General features: G+C 74.4%; 13 protein-coding genes and 1 pseudogene. 7 read left to right on the forward strand and 7 right to left on the reverse strand.

Translation table 11 applies throughout. From position 1 onward, the window contains the following. Positions 1 to 35 precede the first annotated feature (35 nt). Positions 36 to 458 carry a MarR family winged helix-turn-helix transcriptional regulator gene (locus ACIBR0_RS04505; RefSeq protein ID WP_396712667.1) on the reverse strand — a complete coding sequence of 141 codons (423 nt, stop codon included), beginning with the start codon at positions 456 to 458 and terminating at the stop codon, positions 36 to 38. Between the two features lie 88 nt (positions 459 to 546). On the opposite strand from ACIBR0_RS04505, the gene ACIBR0_RS04510 reads away from it, so the two are divergent. From ACIBR0_RS04510 to ACIBR0_RS04520, 3 genes are all read left to right on the forward strand, one after another. Next, entirely contained in the window at positions 547 to 1,545 is a 999-nt protein-coding gene (locus ACIBR0_RS04510; RefSeq protein WP_396712668.1) for a zinc-binding alcohol dehydrogenase family protein, read from the forward strand. Positions 1,546 to 1,771: 226 nt separating this feature from the next. Next, a complete protein-coding gene (locus ACIBR0_RS04515; protein WP_396712669.1) occupies positions 1,772 to 2,152 on the forward strand; it encodes a VOC family protein in 381 nt (126 codons plus the stop codon). Between the two features lie 227 nt (positions 2,153 to 2,379). Next, positions 2,380 to 5,379, forward strand: coding sequence for a carbohydrate binding domain-containing protein (locus tag ACIBR0_RS04520; RefSeq protein WP_396712670.1), 3,000 nt, complete (start codon positions 2,380 to 2,382; stop codon positions 5,377 to 5,379). Between the two features lie 130 nt (positions 5,380 to 5,509). Here the strand turns inward: ACIBR0_RS04520 and ACIBR0_RS04525 are convergent, their stop codons facing one another. Next, positions 5,510 to 5,944: a hypothetical protein gene (locus tag ACIBR0_RS04525; RefSeq protein WP_396712671.1), complete on the reverse strand. Its 435-nt coding sequence runs from the start codon at positions 5,942 to 5,944 to the stop codon at positions 5,510 to 5,512. A 246-nt stretch (positions 5,945 to 6,190) separates the two neighbouring features. Continuing rightward, on the reverse strand, positions 6,191 to 7,120 hold the full coding sequence (locus tag ACIBR0_RS04530) for an LD-carboxypeptidase (protein ID WP_396712672.1): 930 nt from the start codon (positions 7,118 to 7,120) through the stop codon (positions 6,191 to 6,193). A gap of 53 nt (positions 7,121 to 7,173) precedes the next feature. Between ACIBR0_RS04530 and ACIBR0_RS04535 the strand changes: the two genes are divergently transcribed. Further along, the gene (locus ACIBR0_RS04535) at positions 7,174 to 7,941 is read left to right on the forward strand and encodes a type 1 glutamine amidotransferase (protein ID WP_396712673.1); all 768 of its coding nucleotides are present in this window, start codon (positions 7,174 to 7,176) and stop codon (positions 7,939 to 7,941) included. Continuing rightward, positions 7,941 to 10,952, forward strand: coding sequence for a bifunctional [glutamine synthetase] adenylyltransferase/[glutamine synthetase]-adenylyl-L-tyrosine phosphorylase (locus tag ACIBR0_RS04540; protein ID WP_396712674.1), 3,012 nt, complete (start codon positions 7,941 to 7,943; stop codon positions 10,950 to 10,952). Before ACIBR0_RS04535 ends, ACIBR0_RS04540 begins: the two co-directional genes overlap by 1 nt. A 33-nt stretch (positions 10,953 to 10,985) precedes the next feature. Here ACIBR0_RS04540 and ACIBR0_RS04545 read toward each other — a convergent pair whose 3' ends face one another. Further along, the gene (locus tag ACIBR0_RS04545) at positions 10,986 to 11,627 is read right to left on the reverse strand and encodes an SAM-dependent methyltransferase (protein WP_396712675.1); all 642 of its coding nucleotides are present in this window, start codon (positions 11,625 to 11,627) and stop codon (positions 10,986 to 10,988) included. Positions 11,628 to 11,725: 98 nt separating this feature from the next. Beyond that, a pseudogene (locus ACIBR0_RS04550) lies at positions 11,726 to 13,380 on the reverse strand (hypothetical protein). A gap of 22 nt (positions 13,381 to 13,402) precedes the next feature. Here ACIBR0_RS04550 and mptB (ACIBR0_RS04555) point away from each other — a divergent pair. Next, entirely contained in the window at positions 13,403 to 14,821 is a 1,419-nt protein-coding gene (gene mptB / locus ACIBR0_RS04555; RefSeq protein ID WP_396712676.1) for a polyprenol phosphomannose-dependent alpha 1,6 mannosyltransferase MptB, read from the forward strand. Positions 14,822 to 14,838: 17 nt separating this feature from the next. After that, positions 14,839 to 16,323: a polyprenol phosphomannose-dependent alpha 1,6 mannosyltransferase MptB gene (gene mptB / locus ACIBR0_RS04560; protein WP_396712677.1), complete on the forward strand. Its 1,485-nt coding sequence runs from the start codon at positions 14,839 to 14,841 to the stop codon at positions 16,321 to 16,323. A 43-nt stretch (positions 16,324 to 16,366) separates the two neighbouring features. Here mptB (ACIBR0_RS04560) and ACIBR0_RS04565 read toward each other — a convergent pair whose 3' ends face one another. Both ACIBR0_RS04565 and ACIBR0_RS04570 read right to left on the reverse strand, forming a co-directional pair. Further along, a complete protein-coding gene (locus ACIBR0_RS04565; protein WP_396712678.1) occupies positions 16,367 to 17,350 on the reverse strand; it encodes a hypothetical protein in 984 nt (327 codons plus the stop codon). After that, the gene (locus ACIBR0_RS04570; protein ID WP_396712679.1) at positions 17,347 to 17,712 is read right to left on the reverse strand and encodes a PadR family transcriptional regulator; all 366 of its coding nucleotides are present in this window, start codon (positions 17,710 to 17,712) and stop codon (positions 17,347 to 17,349) included. The genes ACIBR0_RS04565 and ACIBR0_RS04570 overlap by 4 nt, the downstream gene beginning before the upstream one ends. Positions 17,713 to 18,153 lie beyond the last annotated feature (441 nt).

Below are 18,153 nucleotides of genomic sequence, written 5' to 3' on the forward strand. Positions count from 1 at the left end.
CACAGCGGGCTGGGCGGGTGGGCTGCGGGTACGTGTCAGCCAAGTGCTTTGCGCAGCAGCGCCGTCAACTGGTCCTGTTCGTCGGGTGACAGTCGTCCGACCGCCGTGCGGGCGAATGTGAAGGCTCTTTCGAATCGGCGGTTGATCTCGTCTCCTCGGGGGGTCCGCGCGACGAGGCGCGCGCGGCGGTCCCGGGGATGTGGTTCGCGGGTCACGAGGCCGAGCGCTTCGAGACGCACGACGATCTGGGTGATGTTCGAGGCATCGCAGCCGAGCTCCTCGGCCAAGGCGCCCATGCCGCGTCGCTCATCGAGTCGCCCGAGCACACATGCCTGCGCCGGGCTGAGTGACAGCTCGGCCGCGGCCGCCTCGTAGGCGCGGTCGTACACGTCGACCAGGTCGAACAAGACGGCCTCGGCCTCGGACGAGGTGGTCACGGGTCCGTTCGGCAGTGCCATGGCGCCCAGTCTAGAGAGATTACTTGATCCGCTCAAACAGCTGTGATCGAATAATCCTTGATCCAATCAAGTACGCGAGGAGGCTCAGATGGCCGGCAGAGTTGAGCGCACGGCGGGCGGCGCGATCGCGGTGCCGCAGATGAACGCGGTCGTCCTCGACCGGTTCGGCGGAGTCGACGAACTCTCGTCGCGACGGATACCGCTCCCCGAGGTCGGCGACGACGATGTCCTCATCCGGGTGGAGTTCGCGGGGGTCGGGTCCTGGGACGCGGCCGAGCGGGAGGGGGACTACGACGGCGCTTTCGGCGTCGCGTCGACCTTCCCCTACGTCCTCGGCTGGGACGCGGCAGGCGCGGTGGCCGCGGTCGGGCGAAACGTCACCCGGTTCGACGTGGGCGAGCGTGTCTATGCCGCGACGATGCCAGTGCCGCGTGGCGGCTTCTACGCCGAGTACGGCGTCCTTGAGGCGGAGTTCGTGGCGCGCGTGCCCGACCGGGTGCCGACCGAACAGGCCGGTGCGATGGCGTGGGATGCCCTGACCGCACTGAGCGGCCTCGATCTGCTCGGCCTGCGGCCGGACGAGACACTGATGGTCTTCGGGGCCGGCGGCGGCATCGGGCACCTGGCCGTGCAGTTGGCGCGGCACAGCGGCATCCGAGTGTTTGCCGTGGCCTCCGGTGACGACGGTGTCGCGCTGGCCCGTCGGCTGGGAGCCGACAAGGCCATCGACGGCCGTAGAGACGATGTGTTGGCTGCGGCATTCGAGTTTGCGCCAGGCGGGCTCGATGCGGCGCTGGTAACCGCGGGAGGCGAGACTGCCGAACGGTCTCTTCGCGCGATCAAGAAATCGGGGCGGATCGCCTGGCCGAACGGTGTCCTGCCCGTGCCCGTGACGCCGCCGGGCGCGACGGTGTCCTACTACGACGGGGATCGGAGCCGCACCGCCACCGATCGGCTGAACGCGATCATCGAGGCGAGTTCCTTCGCGGTCCACGTCGCCCAGACCTTCCCGCTGGAGCGCGTCGAGGATGCGCATCGCGCCCTGAATGATCACTATGTCGGGAAGCTGGCCCTCAAGGTCGGATAGGACCGAACCCTCGGGCTGAGGTGGCCGCGTGCGGAGTGGCGTCGACGGTGGTCGTGGAAGGCGATCCACGGCAACGCGTCGCGGCGGGCGTCGGCCTGGCTGCGTCGCTGGAGGCCGGTGCGTGTGAGAACGCCGGGAAACACCGACAGGACGGTGTCGCGGACGTGGTCGAGGCTGACTCCTGACGACGCCGGCCGACCGGCCGGCGCGGAACGGGAGGCGCCACATGTCCACGATCAGCAACGCGGTCACCTGGTTCGAGGTCGGTACGGACCGGCCGGTGGAGACCGAGCGGTTCTACGCCGACGTGTTCGGCTGGGCGTTCGCCGAGGAGGGCACGCCGGAGGCGTCGTACCGGGTGGTGGAGCCGGGGCCGGACGGGTCGATCCAGGGTGCGGTCCGGGCGACCGGCGGGGTGGGCCCGAACTACGCGGTGTTCTACGTGCAGGTGGTCGACGTGGCCGAGTCATGCCGGCAGGCCGAGGCGGCCGGCGGGACGGTGCTGGCGCCGCTGACCACCACCCCCGCGGGGCTCACCCTGACCCACCTGGCCGACCCGGCCGGGAACCGTTTCGGCGTCTTCGCGGCACCGCCGGCCGACGCCTGACGATGCTCGCTCCGGGGGCGGTCGTCGGCGATCGTCCCCGGAAGACGTTTCCGCCGGTGCAAACTTTTCCAGATCGGAAGCCCGAACTCTTTCCCGTCTGTCGATTGTGAACCCCTGGTTTCGGCCCATCGAAGCTGGTAACTTCCTGGCACCACGTTCGCAAGTTCTTGCAACGCCTTCAGTGACTTGCGCCCGCCCCGACGGGCGTGGGTGTCAGGAGACCTGTCATGAGGCGGACCACCACCACCCGTCGCCGCTGGGGCGCCATCGCGCTCGCCACCGGCACGGCCGTCGCCCTGCTGCCGTTCACGGCGGCCGCCGCGGCCAACACCGTCACCGTCCACTACCAACCACCGACCGCCTGGGGAACCTCGGTCAACATCCACTACGGCGTCGACGGCGCGGCCTGGACCGCCGTGCCGGGAGTCGCGATGGACGCCGGCTGCACCGGCTGGCGCCGGAAGACCATCGACCTCGGAGCCGCGACCGGGCTCCAGGTCGTCTTCACCAACGGCACCGGCGTCTGGGACAACAACAACGGCGCCAACTACCGGCTCGGCACCGGCGCGATCACCGTCGCCGCCGGGCGGATCAGCTCCGGCGACCCGTGCGCGACCGGCACTCCGTCCCCCACGCCGGCTCCGGGTGGCGCCATCGCCGAGGTGTACTACCACCTCACGCCGCGCGGCTGGTCCACCGCGAACCTGCACTACCGGCCCACCGGCGGCGCGTGGACGACCGTCCCGGGCGTCGCGATGCAGGCCGCCTGCGCCGGCTGGGCGAAGAAGGTGGTCGACCTCGGTGCAGCGACCGGCCTCACCGCCGCATTCAACAACGCCGGTTCCTGGGACAACAACAACGGCGCCGACTACACCCTCGGCGCCGGCCGCAGCACCGTCTCCGGCGGGGTGGTCACCGCCGACGCCGTCGACCCGTGCGCGCCGGTCAGCCCGGACACCACGCCGCCGTCCGTGCCGGCCGGGCTCACCACGACCGCCGACGGGCTGTCGGTGACACTGGAGTGGTCCGCGTCGACCGACGACCGGGGCGTCACCGGGTACGAGCTGACCCGCACCGGAGGCACCGGTGGCGCCACCACGGTCACCGCCACCGGCACCCGGTACGTGGCGTACGGTCTCGTGCCGTCCACCGCGTACACCTTCGCCGTGCAGGCCCTCGACGCGGCCGGCAACCGGTCGGCGGCGAGTGCCCCCGCGACCGCGATCACCGGCACCGCCCCGCCGGTGGGGGGTTCGCCGCTCGGCGGCGACCCCCGCGAGGACAGCATCTACTTCGTCATGACCGCGCGTTTCGCCGACGGCGACAGCGGCAACAATCGGGGTGGCAGCCAGCACGTGAAGTCGGGAAACGCCGCCAACGACGACCCGATGTTCCGGGGCGACTTCCGGGGGCTGATCGACAAGCTCGACTACGTCAAGGGTCTGGGCTTCTCCGCCCTCTGGATCACCCCGGTCGTGCTCAACCGCTCCGACTACGACTTCCACGGCTACCACGGCTGGGACTTCCACCGGATCGACCCACGACTGGAGAGCCCGGGCGCCAGCTACCAGGACCTGATCAACGCCGCGCACGCCAGGGGCATCAAGATCTTCCAGGACGTGGTCTACAACCACAGCTCGCGGTGGGGCGCCCGCGGGCTCTTCACCCCGACCGTGTACGGCGTCCGCGACGAGCAGTGGACCTGGTACTACGACCAGCCGCAGGCCGGCCGTGAGTACGACCCGATGGTCGAGCACCAGGGGAACGACCCGACGCTGACGGCGGCGCAGAACGCGAAGGCCAAGGGCCGGCCGTACAGCGGGGACCTGTGGTCGTCCACCGCCCCGGCCGGCAACCGCTGCCTGCGCTGGGGCACCCCGAACGGGTCGTACAGCCAGGAGGGCTACACGGTCCACCACTGCCAGTGGCCGACCCCGACCAGCGGCCTGTTCCCGGCCGACCTCTACCACCAGTGCTGGATCGGCAACTGGGAGGGCGAGGACTCGCGCAGCTGCTGGCTGCACGAGGACCTGGCCGACTTCAACACCGAGAACGCGACCGTGCAGAAGTACCTGATCGACGCGTACAACCGGTACATCGACATGGGCGTCGACGGCTTCCGCATCGACACCGCCGTGCACATCCCGCGGGTCACCTGGAACCGCCGCTTCCTGCCGGCCATCCAGCAGCACGCGGTCGCACGGCACGGCGAGAAGGGGAAGAACTTCTACGTCTTCGGCGAGGTCGCCGCGTTCGTCAACGACAAGTGGAACCGCGGCTCGGTCAACCACTCCGCGCAGTTCTTCACCTGGAAGGAACGGAAGGAGTACAGCCCCGACGACGTGCGCGCCGCGATCGAGCAGTACGACCACGAGCAACTGCTCGGCCCGAACGGCCAGCCGACCAGCGACAACGCGTTCCTGCGCGGCAACGACTACCACGTGCCGGACCACTCGCGGTTCTCGGGCATGAACGTCATCGACATGCGGATGCACATGAACTTCGGTGACGCGACGAACGCCTTCGGCAACGGCCGGGACTCCGACGACAGCTACAACGACGCTACCTACAACGTCGTGTACGTCGACAGCCACGACTACGGGCCCAACAAGTCCTCGGTGCGCTACGCCGAGGGCACCGACGCCTGGGCGGAGAACATGAGCCTGATGTGGACGTTCCGCGGTATCCCGACGCTCTACTACGGCTCGGAGATCGAGTTCCAGAAGGGCGCGAAGATCGACTGCGGGCCGACCTGCCCGCTGGCGACGACCGGCCGCGCCTACTACGGCGGTCACCTCGCCGGGACCGTCACCGCCCCGGACTTCGGTGTGGTGGGCGGCGCCACCGGAGCGGTGGCGACCACGCTGGACCAGCCGTTGGTCCGGCACGTGCAGCGGCTGAACCAGATCCGACGCGCCATCCCCGCGTTGCAGAAGGGCCAGTACTCCACCCAGGGGATCAGCGGCGGCGCGATGGCGTTCAAGCGCCGGTTCACCTCCGGCGGGATGGACAGCTTCGCCCTGGTGACCGTGTCCGGTGGCGCCACGTTCAGCGGCATCCCCAACGGTGTCTACACCGACGCGGTCACCGGGGACACCCGGACCGTCACCAACGGCACCCTCACCGCCTCGGTCAGCGGCAAGGGCAACCTGCGGGTCTACGTGCTGAACCTGCCCGGCAACCCGGCGCCCGGCAAGATCGGCACCGCCGGGCCGTACCTGAGGTGAGACGCGGCCGTCCGCCCCGGCAGCGTGGCCGGGGCGGACGGCGTGCGGCGTGCCGCGTGCGGCGTGCGGCGTTAGGAAGGGGCCCCTGTACAACGCCAGGCGTTAACGGGGGGCCCTTCCTTTCACCGGGTCACTTGCCGCGGTGGCCGCCGGGGCCGCCGCCGAGGACGCCGGCCTCGGCCGCCGCGGTGATGGCGTCGGCCTGCTCCCGGGTCAGCTTGCCGTCCTCGACGGCCTGGTCGAGCCGCTCGGCGAGCGCGGCCTTCCGGTCGGCGGCGTCCGGCCGCTCCGGACGGTCCGCCCGCTGCTGCTCGCGGACCTTCTCCAGCGCGGCGGTGACCTTGTCGGTGTCCACGCCCAGTTCCTTCGCGAGGGCCTCGGCGAACGCCGCGTGCCGCTCGGCGTGCCGCTGCTCCCGGTCGGTGCCCTCGCCGGCGCTGGCGCTCGGCGACGGGGTCCCGTTGTCGGCCGCCATTGCGACGGTCGGCGCCGCGACGCCCACGCCGAGCACGCCAGCCGCGGCGAGCCCGACCAGCAGGCGCTTCTTCGTCATCATGCGGGACATGTCGTCCTCCGGATCGTCGGTGGGTGGTGCGATGACCTCACCGACGGTGACCAGCGCGGCTGGAGGAAACCCGTGGCGACCCTGTCAGCGAGCTGGCAATTCGACCCGAGGACAGGGGCAAACCGGCCACACCCCCTCTCCCCTCCCGTTGATCAAGGGGTTTTCGTCACGGGCGAGCCCTCCGCTGACGCAAACCTCTTGATCAACCCTGTTCTGGCGGGGCGGGGTGGGGTGGGACGGGGGTGGTTAGCGGACGGCGGGGGAGACCGTGAGGGTGCCGGCGTCGGCGTCGAGGACGGCCCCGGTGCCCACCGGCACGGTGAGCTGGCCGGGGCCGTGGCCGATCGGCAGGCCGCCCAGCACCGGTACGCCCAGGTCGCCCAGGCGGTCGGTGAGCACGTCGGCCACGTCGACCGCCCAGCCGTCGGCGCAGCCGGTGAACTGGCCGACCGCCACCCCGGCCACCCCGTCCAGGACGCCGGCCCGGCGCAGCTGGGTGAGCATCCGGTCCACCTTGTACGGCGGCTCCTGCACGTCCTCGACGAGCAGCACCGCCCCGGTCAGGTCGGGCATGTCCGGGGTGCCCAGGGAGGCCACCACCAGGCACAGGTTGCCGCCGAGGAGGCGCCCCTCCGCCCGCCCCGGCACGCGTACGGCCGAGGTCTCCTGCCCGTCCATGGCGGGAACGGTCACCGGCTCGGCGACGGTCAGGACGCGGTGCAGCGACTCCGCCGAGTCCAGCGGGGTCCGCTCGTCCCGCCAGGCGGCACCCGGTCCGTGCACGGTGGCCAGCCGGGCGCCCCGCCACAGCGCGAACTGGAGAGCGGTGATGTCTGAGAAGCCGGCCACCACCTTCGGGTTCCGCCGGACCGCCGCCATGTCGATCGCGTCCACCACCCGCTGCGCCCCGTAGCCGCCCCGCGTGCAGATCACCCCGCGCACGTCCGGGTCGGCGAAGGCCGCGTTCAGGTCGGCGGCGCGCAGCTCGTCCGCGCCGGCCAGATAGCCCTGCCGGGCGTACGCGTGCGGGGCGGGCACCGGCCGCAGGCCCCAGCCGGTCAGCAGCTCCACGCCCCGGGCCACCCGCTCCGGGTTGGTCGGCCCGGACGGGGACACCAGCATCACCGTGTCGCCGGGGCGCAGCGCTGGCGGGCGGAGGACCTCGTCGGTGATCACAGCCGACGAGCCTAGTCAGCTCCCGGCCGCGGGTAGGGGATAGCCTCGACGTCGTGGCAACCGCGTTGGTGATCGAGAACGACCCGACCGACGACCTGCGCCGGCTGGGGGAGTGGCTGGCCGAGGCCGGCCTGGACCTGTGGGTGGTCCGCCCGCACGCCGGGGACGAGCTGCCCGCCGACCTGGAGGGCTGGTCGGCGCTGGTGGTGCTCGGCGGCGACCAGCAGGCGTACCCGCGGGCCGACGGCTCGCCCGGCGCGCCCTGGTTCCCGGCCCTGGAGGGGCTGCTCCGCAAGGCCGTCCGGCACCGCGTCCCCACCCTCGCGGTCTGCCTCGGTGCGCAGCTGCTGGCCACCGCGCACGCGGGGACCGTCGAGCGCAGCCGGTCCGGGCCCGAGGTGGGCCCCGGCGTGGTGGGCCGGCGCGACGCCGCCGAGCGGGACCCCCTGTTCCGCTACGTTCCGCTGATCCCGGACGTGCTCCAGTGGCACTCCGACGAGATCACCGAGCTGCCCGCCGGCGCCACCCTGCTGGCCGCCTCGACCCGCTACCCGCACCAGGCGTTCCGCCTCGGCGACCGCGCGTGGGGTCTGCAGTTCCACATCGAGTGCGACACCGCGATGATCGCCGACTGGGCCAGCGGCTCCGAGCTGCTGGCCGAGCTGGGCTACGACCCGGCGCTGGTGGTGGCCGCCTGCGACGCGGTGATGGTCGACGTCGAGGAGGTCTGGCAGCCGTTCGCCGCCCGGTTCGCCGCGCTGGCCCTCGGCGAGCTGGACGACGACGCCACCCGCCGCAGCCTGCCCCTGCTCGGACACTGATGAGCCGACCGACCAGGGGGCCCGGCAGGCTCGCCCGGTACGGCTTCGGCGGCGCGGAGGGCGACGGCGGGTCCCGCGCGGCCGACCTGCTGGGCCCGGACGGGCTGGGGCTGTGGCGCCCGGACGAGCAGGAGCCCACCGACGAGCGGGCCGGGGAGCTGCTGTCCGCACTGTCCCGGGCCGCCGACCCGGACCTGGCGCTGCGCCAGCTCCACCGGATCGTCGAGGCGGAACGCCGGGCCGATGCGAACGGCGGTCCGACGCTGCTGGACGCCCTGCACGACGACCCGGGGCTGCGCCGCCGGCTGTTCGCGGTGCTCGGCGCCTCGTCGGCGCTCGGCGACCACCTGGTGGCCAACCCGGACCAGTGGCCGGCGCTGCGGACCGCGTCGGACGGGCTGGCGCCGGCCGCCGACGGGCGGCTCGACCTGTCCGGCGAGGGCCCGGCGGTGGCGGTGCTGCGGCGGGCGTACCGGCTGGCGTTGCTGCGGATCGCGGCGGCCGACCTGACCGGGGGCCGGGGCCTGGAGCAGACCATGGCCGCGCTGTCCGCGCTGGCCGACGCCACCCTGGCGGCGGCGTACGACATCGCCCTCGACGAGCTGCCCGAGGGTACGCCCCGGCCGCGCCTGGCGGTGGTGGCGATGGGCAAGTGCGGCGGGGACGAGCTGAACTACGTCTCCGACGTCGACGTCATCTTCGTCGGCGCCGCCGACGAGGACCTCGCGGCCGCCACCACGGTCGCGACCCGGCTGATCCACGTCTGCGGCCTGGTCGCCTGGCCGGTCGATGCCGCGCTGCGCCCGGAGGGCAACCGGGGCCCGCTGGTGCGGACGCTCGCCAGCCACCTGGCGTACTACCGGCGCTGGGCCCGCACGTGGGAGTTCCAGGCGCTGCTCAAGGCCCGGCCGGCCGCCGGCGACCTGGACCTGGGCCAGGAGTGGATCGACCAGCTCGCCCCCCTGGTGTGGCGGGCCGCCGAGCGTCCCGAGGCGGTCGAGGACGTCCGGGCGATGCGGCGCAAGATCATCGACAACATCCCGCCGAAGGAGCAGGAACGCGAGATCAAGCGCGGCTCCGGCGGGCTGCGCGACATCGAGTTCGCGGTGCAGCTGCTGCAACTCGTGCACGGCCGCGGCGACGAGTCGCTGCGGGTGCCCGGCACGATCCCGGCGCTGCGCGCGCTGGTCGCCGGCGGCTACGTCGGTCGGGCCGACGGCGAGGCGCTCCTGCGCGGCTACCGCTTCCTGCGCGGCGTCGAGCACCGCCTGCAGCTCCAGGGCCTGCGCCGCACCCACACGGTGCCCACCGATCCCACCGCGCTGCGGTGGCTGGCCGGCGCGCTCGGCTACACGGCCTCGCCGGGGCGCAGCGCCGTCGAGGCGTTCCGCGCCGAGTGGGTCACCCACGCCACCGACGTACGCCGGCTGCACGCCAAGCTCCTCTACCGGCCGCTGCTGGAGTCGGTGGCCCGGGTCCCCGCCGACGGGCTGCGGCTGACCCCGGAGGCGGCCCGGCACCGGCTGGAGATCCTCGGCTTCGCCGACCCGGTCGGGGCGCTGCGCCACCTCCAGGCCCTCACCGGCGGCGTGAGCCGCACCGCGGCGATCCAGCGCACGCTGCTGCCGGTGCTGCTCAGCGAGTTCGCCGACGCGCCGGAGCCGGACCGGGGACTGCTCAACTACCGCCAGGTCTCCGACAAGCTGGGCAGCACGCCCTGGTACCTGCGGCTGCTGCGCGACGAGGGCCCCGTCGCCCGCCGGCTGGCCCGGGTGCTCTCCTCCTCCCGGTACGCCGCCGACCTGCTGGCGCGGGAGCCGGAGGCGCTGCGGCTGCTGGCCGAGGAGAGCGAGCTGACGCCCCGCCCCCGGGAGGTGCTCTGCGAGGGCTTCGCCGCGGCGGCGGCCCGGCACGCCGACCCGGTCGAGGCGACCCGGGCGGTCCGCGCGCTGCGCCGCCGCGAGCTGGTCCGGCTCGCCTGCGCCGACCTGCTCAGCCGCGCCGGTTCCCTCGCACCGTCGCTGCCCCGGGGCGACGGGCGGGCCGCCCTCGGCCTCGCCGACGTGACCGCGGTCGGCGCCGCCCTGGCCGACGTCACCGACGCCACCCTGGCCGCCGCCCTCCGGGCCGCCCGGGCGACGCAGCCGGACATGCCCGGCCTGCGGTTCGCCGTCATCGGCATGGGCCGCCTCGGCGGGTACGAGTCGAACTACCTGTCCGACGCCGACGTGCTCTTCGTGTACGACCCGCCGGAGGGCGCCCCGGAGAGCGCGGCCAGCGCCGCCGCGCAGGGCATCGCCGAGGAGCTGCGCCGGCTGCTCGGCATGCCGGCCCCCGACCCGCCGCTGGGCGTGGATGCCGACCTGCGGCCGGAGGGCCGGCAGGGTCCGCTGGTCCGCAGCCTCGCCGCGTACGCCCAGTACTACGCCCGCTGGTCGCGGGTGTGGGAGGCGCAGGCGCTGCTGCGGGCGCGGTTCGTGTGCGGTGACGCCGACCTCGGCGCGGAGTTCGTGGCGCTTGTCGACCCGGTCCGGTACCCGGCCGACGGGCTGACCCGCGAGCAGGTGATCGAGATCCGGCGGATCAAGGCGCGGGTGGAGACCGAGCGGCTGCCCCGCGGCGCCGACCCGGCCACCCACACCAAGCTCGGGCGGGGTGGCCTGGCCGACGTCGAATGGGCGGCCCAACTGCTCCAGCTCCGGCACGCCGGCGCGTACCCGGAGCTGCGCGGCACGCGTACCCTCGACGCGCTCATCGCCGCGCGGGACGCGGGCCTGGTCGACCCGGCGGACGCCGCGGAGATGGCGGCCGGCTGGACGCTGGCCGCGCAGGTCCGCAACGCGCTGATGCTGGTCCGCGGCCGGGCCGGCGACCAGTTGCCCCGGCACGGCGTGGAGCTGGCCGGCGTGGTCCGGCTGCTCGGGCGGGACGACCCCGGGGAGTTCCTCGACGAGTACCTGCGCACCGGCCGCCGCTCCCGGGCCGCGACGGAACGGGTGCTGGAGGGCTGACCCGCGCGCCGCCGGGCCGCGGCTCATCCCGCCCTACCGACGGCGGACCAGCACCAGGTGGTCGACCAGTTCGCCGGTCTCGCCGTCCGGGCCGGTGGCGGTCCGGCGCGGCGCGTCGAGCCGCTCGGTCTCCCATCCGCCGGGCTCCAGGTCGAGGCCGTCGAGGGTCTCCTGCGGGGTGGGGAAGTGGTGGGCGGCGTGGTGGTGGTCCGCGCTGGCCCACGGCGGCAGTGCGCCGTGCTCGACCACGAGGAGCCGGCCCCTGGGCACCACCGCCCGCGCCGCCGCGCGCAGCACGTCCAGACGCGGGAAGTCCAGCGGCGACTGGAGGAACTGCGCCGAGACCAGGTCGTAGGTGCCGGTGGGGAAGCCGCGCGTGAGGTCGTGCCGGCGGAACTCGATTCGGGAGTCCACGCCCGCGTCCGTCGCGGCGGCCCGGGCCCGGTCGAGGGCGACGGCCGAGACGTCCACGGCGGTGACCTGCCAGCCCTGCCCGGCCAGCCAGATCGCGTCGCCGCCCTCGCCGCAGCCGAGGTCCAGGGCGGTGCCGGCGGGCAGCGGGCCGGCGACGTCGACCAGGTGCGGGTTGGCCCGTCCGCTCCAGAGCTGTCCGCGCTGTCCGTAGAGGTCGTCCCAGAACCGGGCGGTCTCCGTGTGGTCGTGGCTGTCGTGCACGGTTCCTCCTGCGGTGGTGGGCGTCCGGTCGGCCCGTCGACGACGATGGTGGGCCGGTGACGTGGCGATCGGCAAGCGCCGTTGCCAAAGCGGCAACGTCAGCTGCCGAGGGTGTACTCCCCGGCGCGCGGGACGGTGACCGTCGTCCAGTCACCGTCGGCGGCGACCGTCGCCCCGCCGGACGCGCGCAGCCACCGGCTGTGCCGCACCCGGACCGGCACCGTGCCGGCCTGCGCCGTGCGGAAGGTGACCGACGCCCCGTCCGCCCGCACCAGCTCGCCGGGGGCGCCGACGACCGGCGTCGGATCGGCCACCGCCCAGACCTGCCAGTGCGGACCGGACCAGACCGGGGTGAGGTACGGCAGGCCGCCCCGGACCAGCTCCGCCTCCGCCCGCCCCACCCAGGACAGCGGGGCGTCCGGCACCGCGACGTACTGCACCGCGTTGTCGGCCAGCCACGCCCGGTACGTGTCGGCGGTCAGCGGGACACCCGTACCGGCCGCCCCCGGGACGGTGGTGAAGAACAGCGGGTTCCGGTCGATGTCGGCCTGCCGCAGCCAGCCCCGCGCCAGCGGCACCTCGCCCAGCGCGGCGGCCTCGGTGTAGTTCCGCGTCGGCGGGACCTCCACCCGGCCGGTGAGCCGCTGCCCCCCGAGGAAGTCCCGCAGCGGCGCGAAGTAGGCCGGCCGGTTGGTCGGGTCGCCGACGCTGCGCAGGTCCGCCGGCGGCACCGGCGGCAACCACCACGCGACCCCCACCAGCAGCGCGAGCAGTGCAAGGAAGGGCCCCCGCTTAACGCCTGCCGTAGAGGAAGGGCCCCCTCTTAACGCGGCGCCGGCGCCGGCCGGCCGGCTCCGGGCGCCGATCGACGCGGCGCCGGCCGGCAGCCGCGCTGCGGCGGCGAGCAGCGGCAACGCGAACATCACCGCCAGCCGGGTCGCGTTGAGCCCGACGGGGGTGTGCACCAGCGCCGCCGCCAGCACCCCGCCCGCCGACAGCAGCGCACCCACCCGCACCGGCCGGTACGTCACCAGCGCCGCCACCAGCAGGCTGGCCACCACCGCGCGGAGCGTGTCGGTGCGGCTGATGTTCATCCACCCGCCGTCGCCGAACAGCAGCGCGGTGACGCCGAGCGGCAGCGCCGTCGCGACCCCGAGGGTCAGGCCGTCGGCGTACCGGCGGGACAGCAGCAGGGCCGCGCCGGCCAGGCCGACGAAGAGCCCGGCGACGGGGCTGGTGGCCGAGGCGAGCAGCGCGCCGAGCGCCGCCAGCACCAGCCGGGCCGGCGGCCGGCGGACGCCCCGGGCAGGCAGGGTGAGCGCGAGGAGGGCGGCCAGCCCGAAGGCCACCCCGAGGCCGTACGTGACCCGGCCGGAGACCAGGTTGCCGGCGATCGTGACCACCCCGACGAGGCCGCCGAGCAGCGGGCGGGGCACCCGCGTACGCACCAGCAGGGCGGCGAAAGCGCTCGCCGCCGCCACCAGCGCCAGCGCCCCGACGACCCGCACACCGAGCGTCGCCATCAACGGCTGGGACAGCAGGCTGTAGCCGAACTGCTGCACCCCGCCGTACCAGCGCAGGTCCACCGGAGAGAATCCGTGGGCGGCGAAGAAGTCCGCCCGGGCGACCTGGGCGGCGAGGTCCGAGCCCGTCGGGGGCAGCATCAGGTACGCCGCTGCCAGCACCGCGGCGAAACCCGCGGCCACCGCCACCACCCGACCGTGCCGCATGCCCACCTCCGTACCGCGACCACCGTACTGGCAGCATGTCCTTCCGTGCCCCTCCACCTCGCGCGCTGGACCGGCCTGGCCGGATCGACCCTGCTCGCCGTCGCCGCATTCGTCGGCGGAGCCCTGCCCTCGTCGCCGCACAAAGTGAACCCGCTGAGCATCTGGCAGGGCCCGAACGGGCCGCTGCTGATCGCGATCTGGTCGGTCGGCCTCGGCCTCATGGGCTACGCGTGGTGGGCGCTGCGCGACCGGGTGCCGTCCGCGCGCTGGGCCCTGGTCACCGTCGGGCTCTGGCTGGTCCCGCTGCTGGTCGCGCCGCCGTTGGGCAGCCGGGACGTCTACGCGTACGCCTGCCAGGGCGCCACCTACGCCGCGGGGTTCAGCCCGTACGAGCAGGGCGTGTCGGCGTTGCCCTGCCCCTGGCTGGAGACGGTCTCGCCGATCTGGCGGGACACCGCGGCACCGTACGGGCCGCTGTTCGTGCTGCTTGCCGGCGCGGTGGTGAAGATCACCGGGTCGCTGGTCGGCAGCATCGTGCTGTTCCGTCTGCTCGCCCTGGCCGGGCTGGCCCTGACGGCGGCCTGCCTGCCGGTGCTGGCCCGCCGCTGCGGGATCCCCGAGGGCCGGGCGCTCTGGCTGGCGCTGGGCTCCCCGCTGGTCGGGGTGCACCTGGTCTCCGGCGCGCACAACGACGCGATGATGGTCGGGCTGCTGGTGGCCGGGCTGGCCCTGGTGGCGTCCCGGCCGGGTCGCCCGGGTCCGCTGCTGGCGGCCGGCGTGATCCTCGGCCTGGCCGGGGCGCTCAAGGCGACCGCGCTGGTGGTGGTGCCGTTCGCGGCCCTGGCCGCGATCGCCGGGGCGTACTCGGTGCGGGCGCTGGTGCGCGACGGCGGGTGGGTGGCCGGCGGCGCGCTCGCGGCCGTGGTCGGCGCGACCTTCGGCGCGGGGCTGGACTTCGGCTGGATCACCGGCCTCGCCCAGGGCGGCGACGTGATCGCGTGGACCTCACCGCCGACCGCGGTCGGGCAGACCGTCGGGTACCTGGCGCTGCCGTTCGGCTGGCATGTCGACGCCCTCCCGGCCACCCGGGGCATCGGCATGGCGGTGCTCGCGCTGCTGCTGGTGTGGCTCTGGTGGCGGGCGCGGACACGCGAGCCGCTGTGGCACGCCGGCCTGGCGCTGACCGCCACGGTGGCGATGGCCCCGCTGTTCCACCCCTGGTACTGGATGTGGCCGCTCGCCGTGCTCGCGGCCACCGCGCGGCGCACCGGCTGGTTCGCGCTGGTCACCCTGATCTCCTCGTTCCTGCTGCTGCCGGACGGCACCGGCCTGGCCCGGTACACGAAGACCGCCGGCGCGCCGCTGATGACGCTGTTGGTCATCGTGGTGACGGTCCGCTTGGTACGGTCGGCCCGGGCCCGCCGCCGGCCGGCCACCGTCGAGGCGGGAGACGCGCACCGGTGATCCGACCCGGTACGCCGGTGACGCACCCCGACGCGCCGGAGACACCACCCAGGGCCGCCGGCCTCGCCCGCTGGGCCGGGCTGGCGGGCGCGGTGCTGCTCGCCGTCGCCGGGTACGTCGGCGGTGCGCTGCCCGGTGCCACGGCGACCAAGGTGTGGAACTCCGGGGACGGCCCGCTGACCGTGGCGCTGTGGCTGGCCGGCACGCTGCTGCTGACCGGGGCCTGGTGGGCGCTGCGCCGGGGCGCGCCGTCGACCCGGTGGGCGTACCTGACCGCCGGGCTGTGGACGGCGCCGATGCTGGTCGCCCCGCCCCTGGGCAGCCGGGACGTCTACTCGTACGCGTGCCAGGGCTGGGCGTACGCGAACGGCGTCGACCCGTACGCGACCGGGGTGGCCGGGGCCGGGTGTCCCTGGGTGGACGCGGTCGCGCCGATCTGGCGGGACACCCCGGCACCGTACGGGCCGGTGTTCGTGGTGCTCGCGGCGCTCGCGGCGACGGTCGGCGGCGGCCTGACCGCCACCGTCGTCCTGCTGCGGGCCGTCGCGACCCTCGGGGTGCTGCTGGCCGCGCTCTGCCTGCCCGGGCTGGCCCGCGCGGCCGGCGTACCGACCCGGCGGGCGGCCTGGCTGGCGCTGGCCAGCCCGCTGGTCGGCGTACACCTGGTGGCCGGCGCGCACAACGACGCGGTGATGCTCGGCCTGCTCCTGTTCGGCCTGCTGGTGCTGGTCCGCTTCCCCGGCCGGCCCCGCGCGCTGGTGGTGGCCGGGGTGCTGCTCGGGCTGGCGGTGGCGGTGAAGGCCACCGCCGTGGTGGTGCTGCCGTTCGCGGCGCTGGCCGCCGTGCTGGGCCGCTACACCGTCCGTGCGTTGCTGCGCGACGGCGGCTGGCTGGCCGGCGGGGTGCTGGTCGCCCTCCTCGGCGCCTCCCTGCTCTCCGGCCTGGGGCTGGGTTGGGTCGCCGGCCTGCACCGCAGCGGCGACACGCAGCAGTGGACGTCGCCGCCGACCGCCGTCGGCATGGTCGTCGACTACCTCGGTGAGCTGGTCGGGTGGGACCGGCCGGCGGTGCCGGTCGCCCGTGCGGTGGCGCTCGTGCTGCTCGCCGTGCTGCTGGTGCTGCTGTGGTGCCGCGCCTGGTCGGCGCTGCGCGGGCTCAACGACGTCCGGCAGCGGGTGACCCGCCTGGAGGCGGCCCGCCCCCGGGTGGCCCTGCTCGGCGCCGGGCTGGGGCTGACCGCCACGGTCGTGCTGGCCCCGGTCTTCCACCCCTGGTACGCGACCTGGCCGCTGGCCCTGCTCGCCGTCGCCGCCCGGCGCACCACGTGGTTCGTGGTGCCCGCCGCGGTGGCGACCTTCCTCGCGCTGCCCGACGGCACGAACCTGGCGCGCCTGACCAAGGCACCGGGTGCGGTGGCGATGACGGCCCTGGTCATTGCCGTGGCGGTGTGGGGTCTACCCCGCCTGCGTCGCGCCGGATCACCCTCTGGCGATGCCCGCTGACCCGTTCCGCTGAGATGCCTGGGGCGGTGGGCCCGGCCGGGTGTCAGCGTTGCGCGCCGCAGGTCGGGCAGGAGCGGGCCGGTGCGGCCGGCCGCCGGCGGCGGCGCAGGACCACCGTGAGGGGCAGGATCAGCGGCCCGAGCAGGCCGATGACGACGGCGGTGCCGAGCATGGTCGGATAGGTCGGCTGGGGCGCACCGTCGAGGCCGTCTATTGCGCCGGCGAGCGGGTGCACGCCGAGTAGGCCGACGGGGGTGAGTAGGGCGAGGGCTGCCCAGCCGCCCCGGCCGTCGTGACGCATGGCCAGACCGACGGCGAGCAGCATGGCTACCACGAGCAGTGTCCCGCCGGCCCAGGGAAGAAGCTGCTCGGTGCCGTATTCGTCCCAGCCCCAGTAGGAGCCGTGCCAGGTCGTGACGTCCGCCGCCGCGGCACCGCCGATCGCCGCCGCGCCGGGGAGAGCGCGAGCCGGCAGCGCCGGGCGGGCGTCCACCGCGAGCGCCAGCATGCCCAGGGCGACCTGCGGCACCAGCGCGTACAGCGGCGGCCGGGGAGACCCGGTGAGCACGCTCACCACGGGCACCGCCGCGGTCGCCAGCACCGCGACGGCGGTCACCGCACGGGTGGGCCGGCCCGGCGCGACGAGCGCCAGCGCGGGCACCGTCAGCCATCCCAGCCAGGCGATGACGCCCACCGACACGAACGGCCCGAATCGCGGCACCCCCCAGTCCGCCGGTGGCGGCCGGAGTTCGTTGATCATCCAGAAGCCGGCCAGGAACGTGGCCGTGGCCAGGGCGAGCACCGCCGCGAGGCGTACGCCGGGGGCCAGGTCGGTGGCGCCGGCGGCCCGCAGCCGCTGGCGCAGGCCGCCGCGCACGAGGTCCGCGGCGTCCGCGGGCGAGGGCCGGCGCCGTCCCGGTCCGGCCAGGTCGAGGTACGTCCCGACGATCTCGTCGCCCCGCTCGCGGCGGTAGTCCGCCGGGTACGCGCGCAGCAGGCGCAGGTAGCGGCGCTCCAGGTCGCTCATGCCAGCCCTCCGGCGGTACGCGGTGCCACCGGCCGGGCGGCGCGCGAGCGGGCGCCCAGCCGGGCGGTGGCGGCCTGGACGTTGCGGCGCAGGCGCTCGGTCTCGGCGGTGAGGACGGCCTCGCCGGTGGGGGAGAGGCGGTAGTAGCGGCGCAGCCGGCCGTCGACGGTCTCCTCCCGGTCCACCTCGACGAGGTGCGCGTCGGTAAGCCGGTCCAGGGCGCCGTAGAGGGTGCCGGGGCGCAGGGAGAGCCGCCCGTCGGAGAGGGCGGCGACCTCGCCGATGATCGCGTAGCCGTGCATCGGCTCGCGGGCGAGCGCGGTCAGGATGAGGAACGTCGGTTCCCGCAGTGGCGTGTCCACACCGGCAATATATCGGACGCGAAGGTATTGCGGGGGTCATCCAGGCGGGCGGCTCGGCGCGAGTGGAACACCATCGCTGTCACCGCAGGGTCATAACAGCAATGGTGTTCCACCGACCGTGTGGGTCGCGGAGTGACCCGACAACAAGGAAGGCCCCGGACGAAGCCGGGGCCTTCCTTGTTGTCGCCTGCCCGGTCAGCAGTCCATCAGTCGCTGCGCCGTAGTTCCGCTGTGCACGCTCAGGCTGATTGCCCAGTGCCGCCGATAAGGGTGGCGCTGGGCTTTGCAACGCTGCCTTGCGAGTTGCCTCGGCTTCGGTGAAGACGGTCCAACTCTCGCTTGGGCACAGCACGCCCACCGTCACACTCAACACCTACGTCCACGAGTGGCCGGACGTGCTCGACCGGACCCGGCTGCTCATTGACGGCGCGCTCGGACAAC

It is taken from the genome of Micromonospora sp. NPDC049497 (assembly GCF_044465805.1).
GTDB lineage: Bacteria > Actinomycetota > Actinomycetes > Mycobacteriales > Micromonosporaceae > Micromonospora.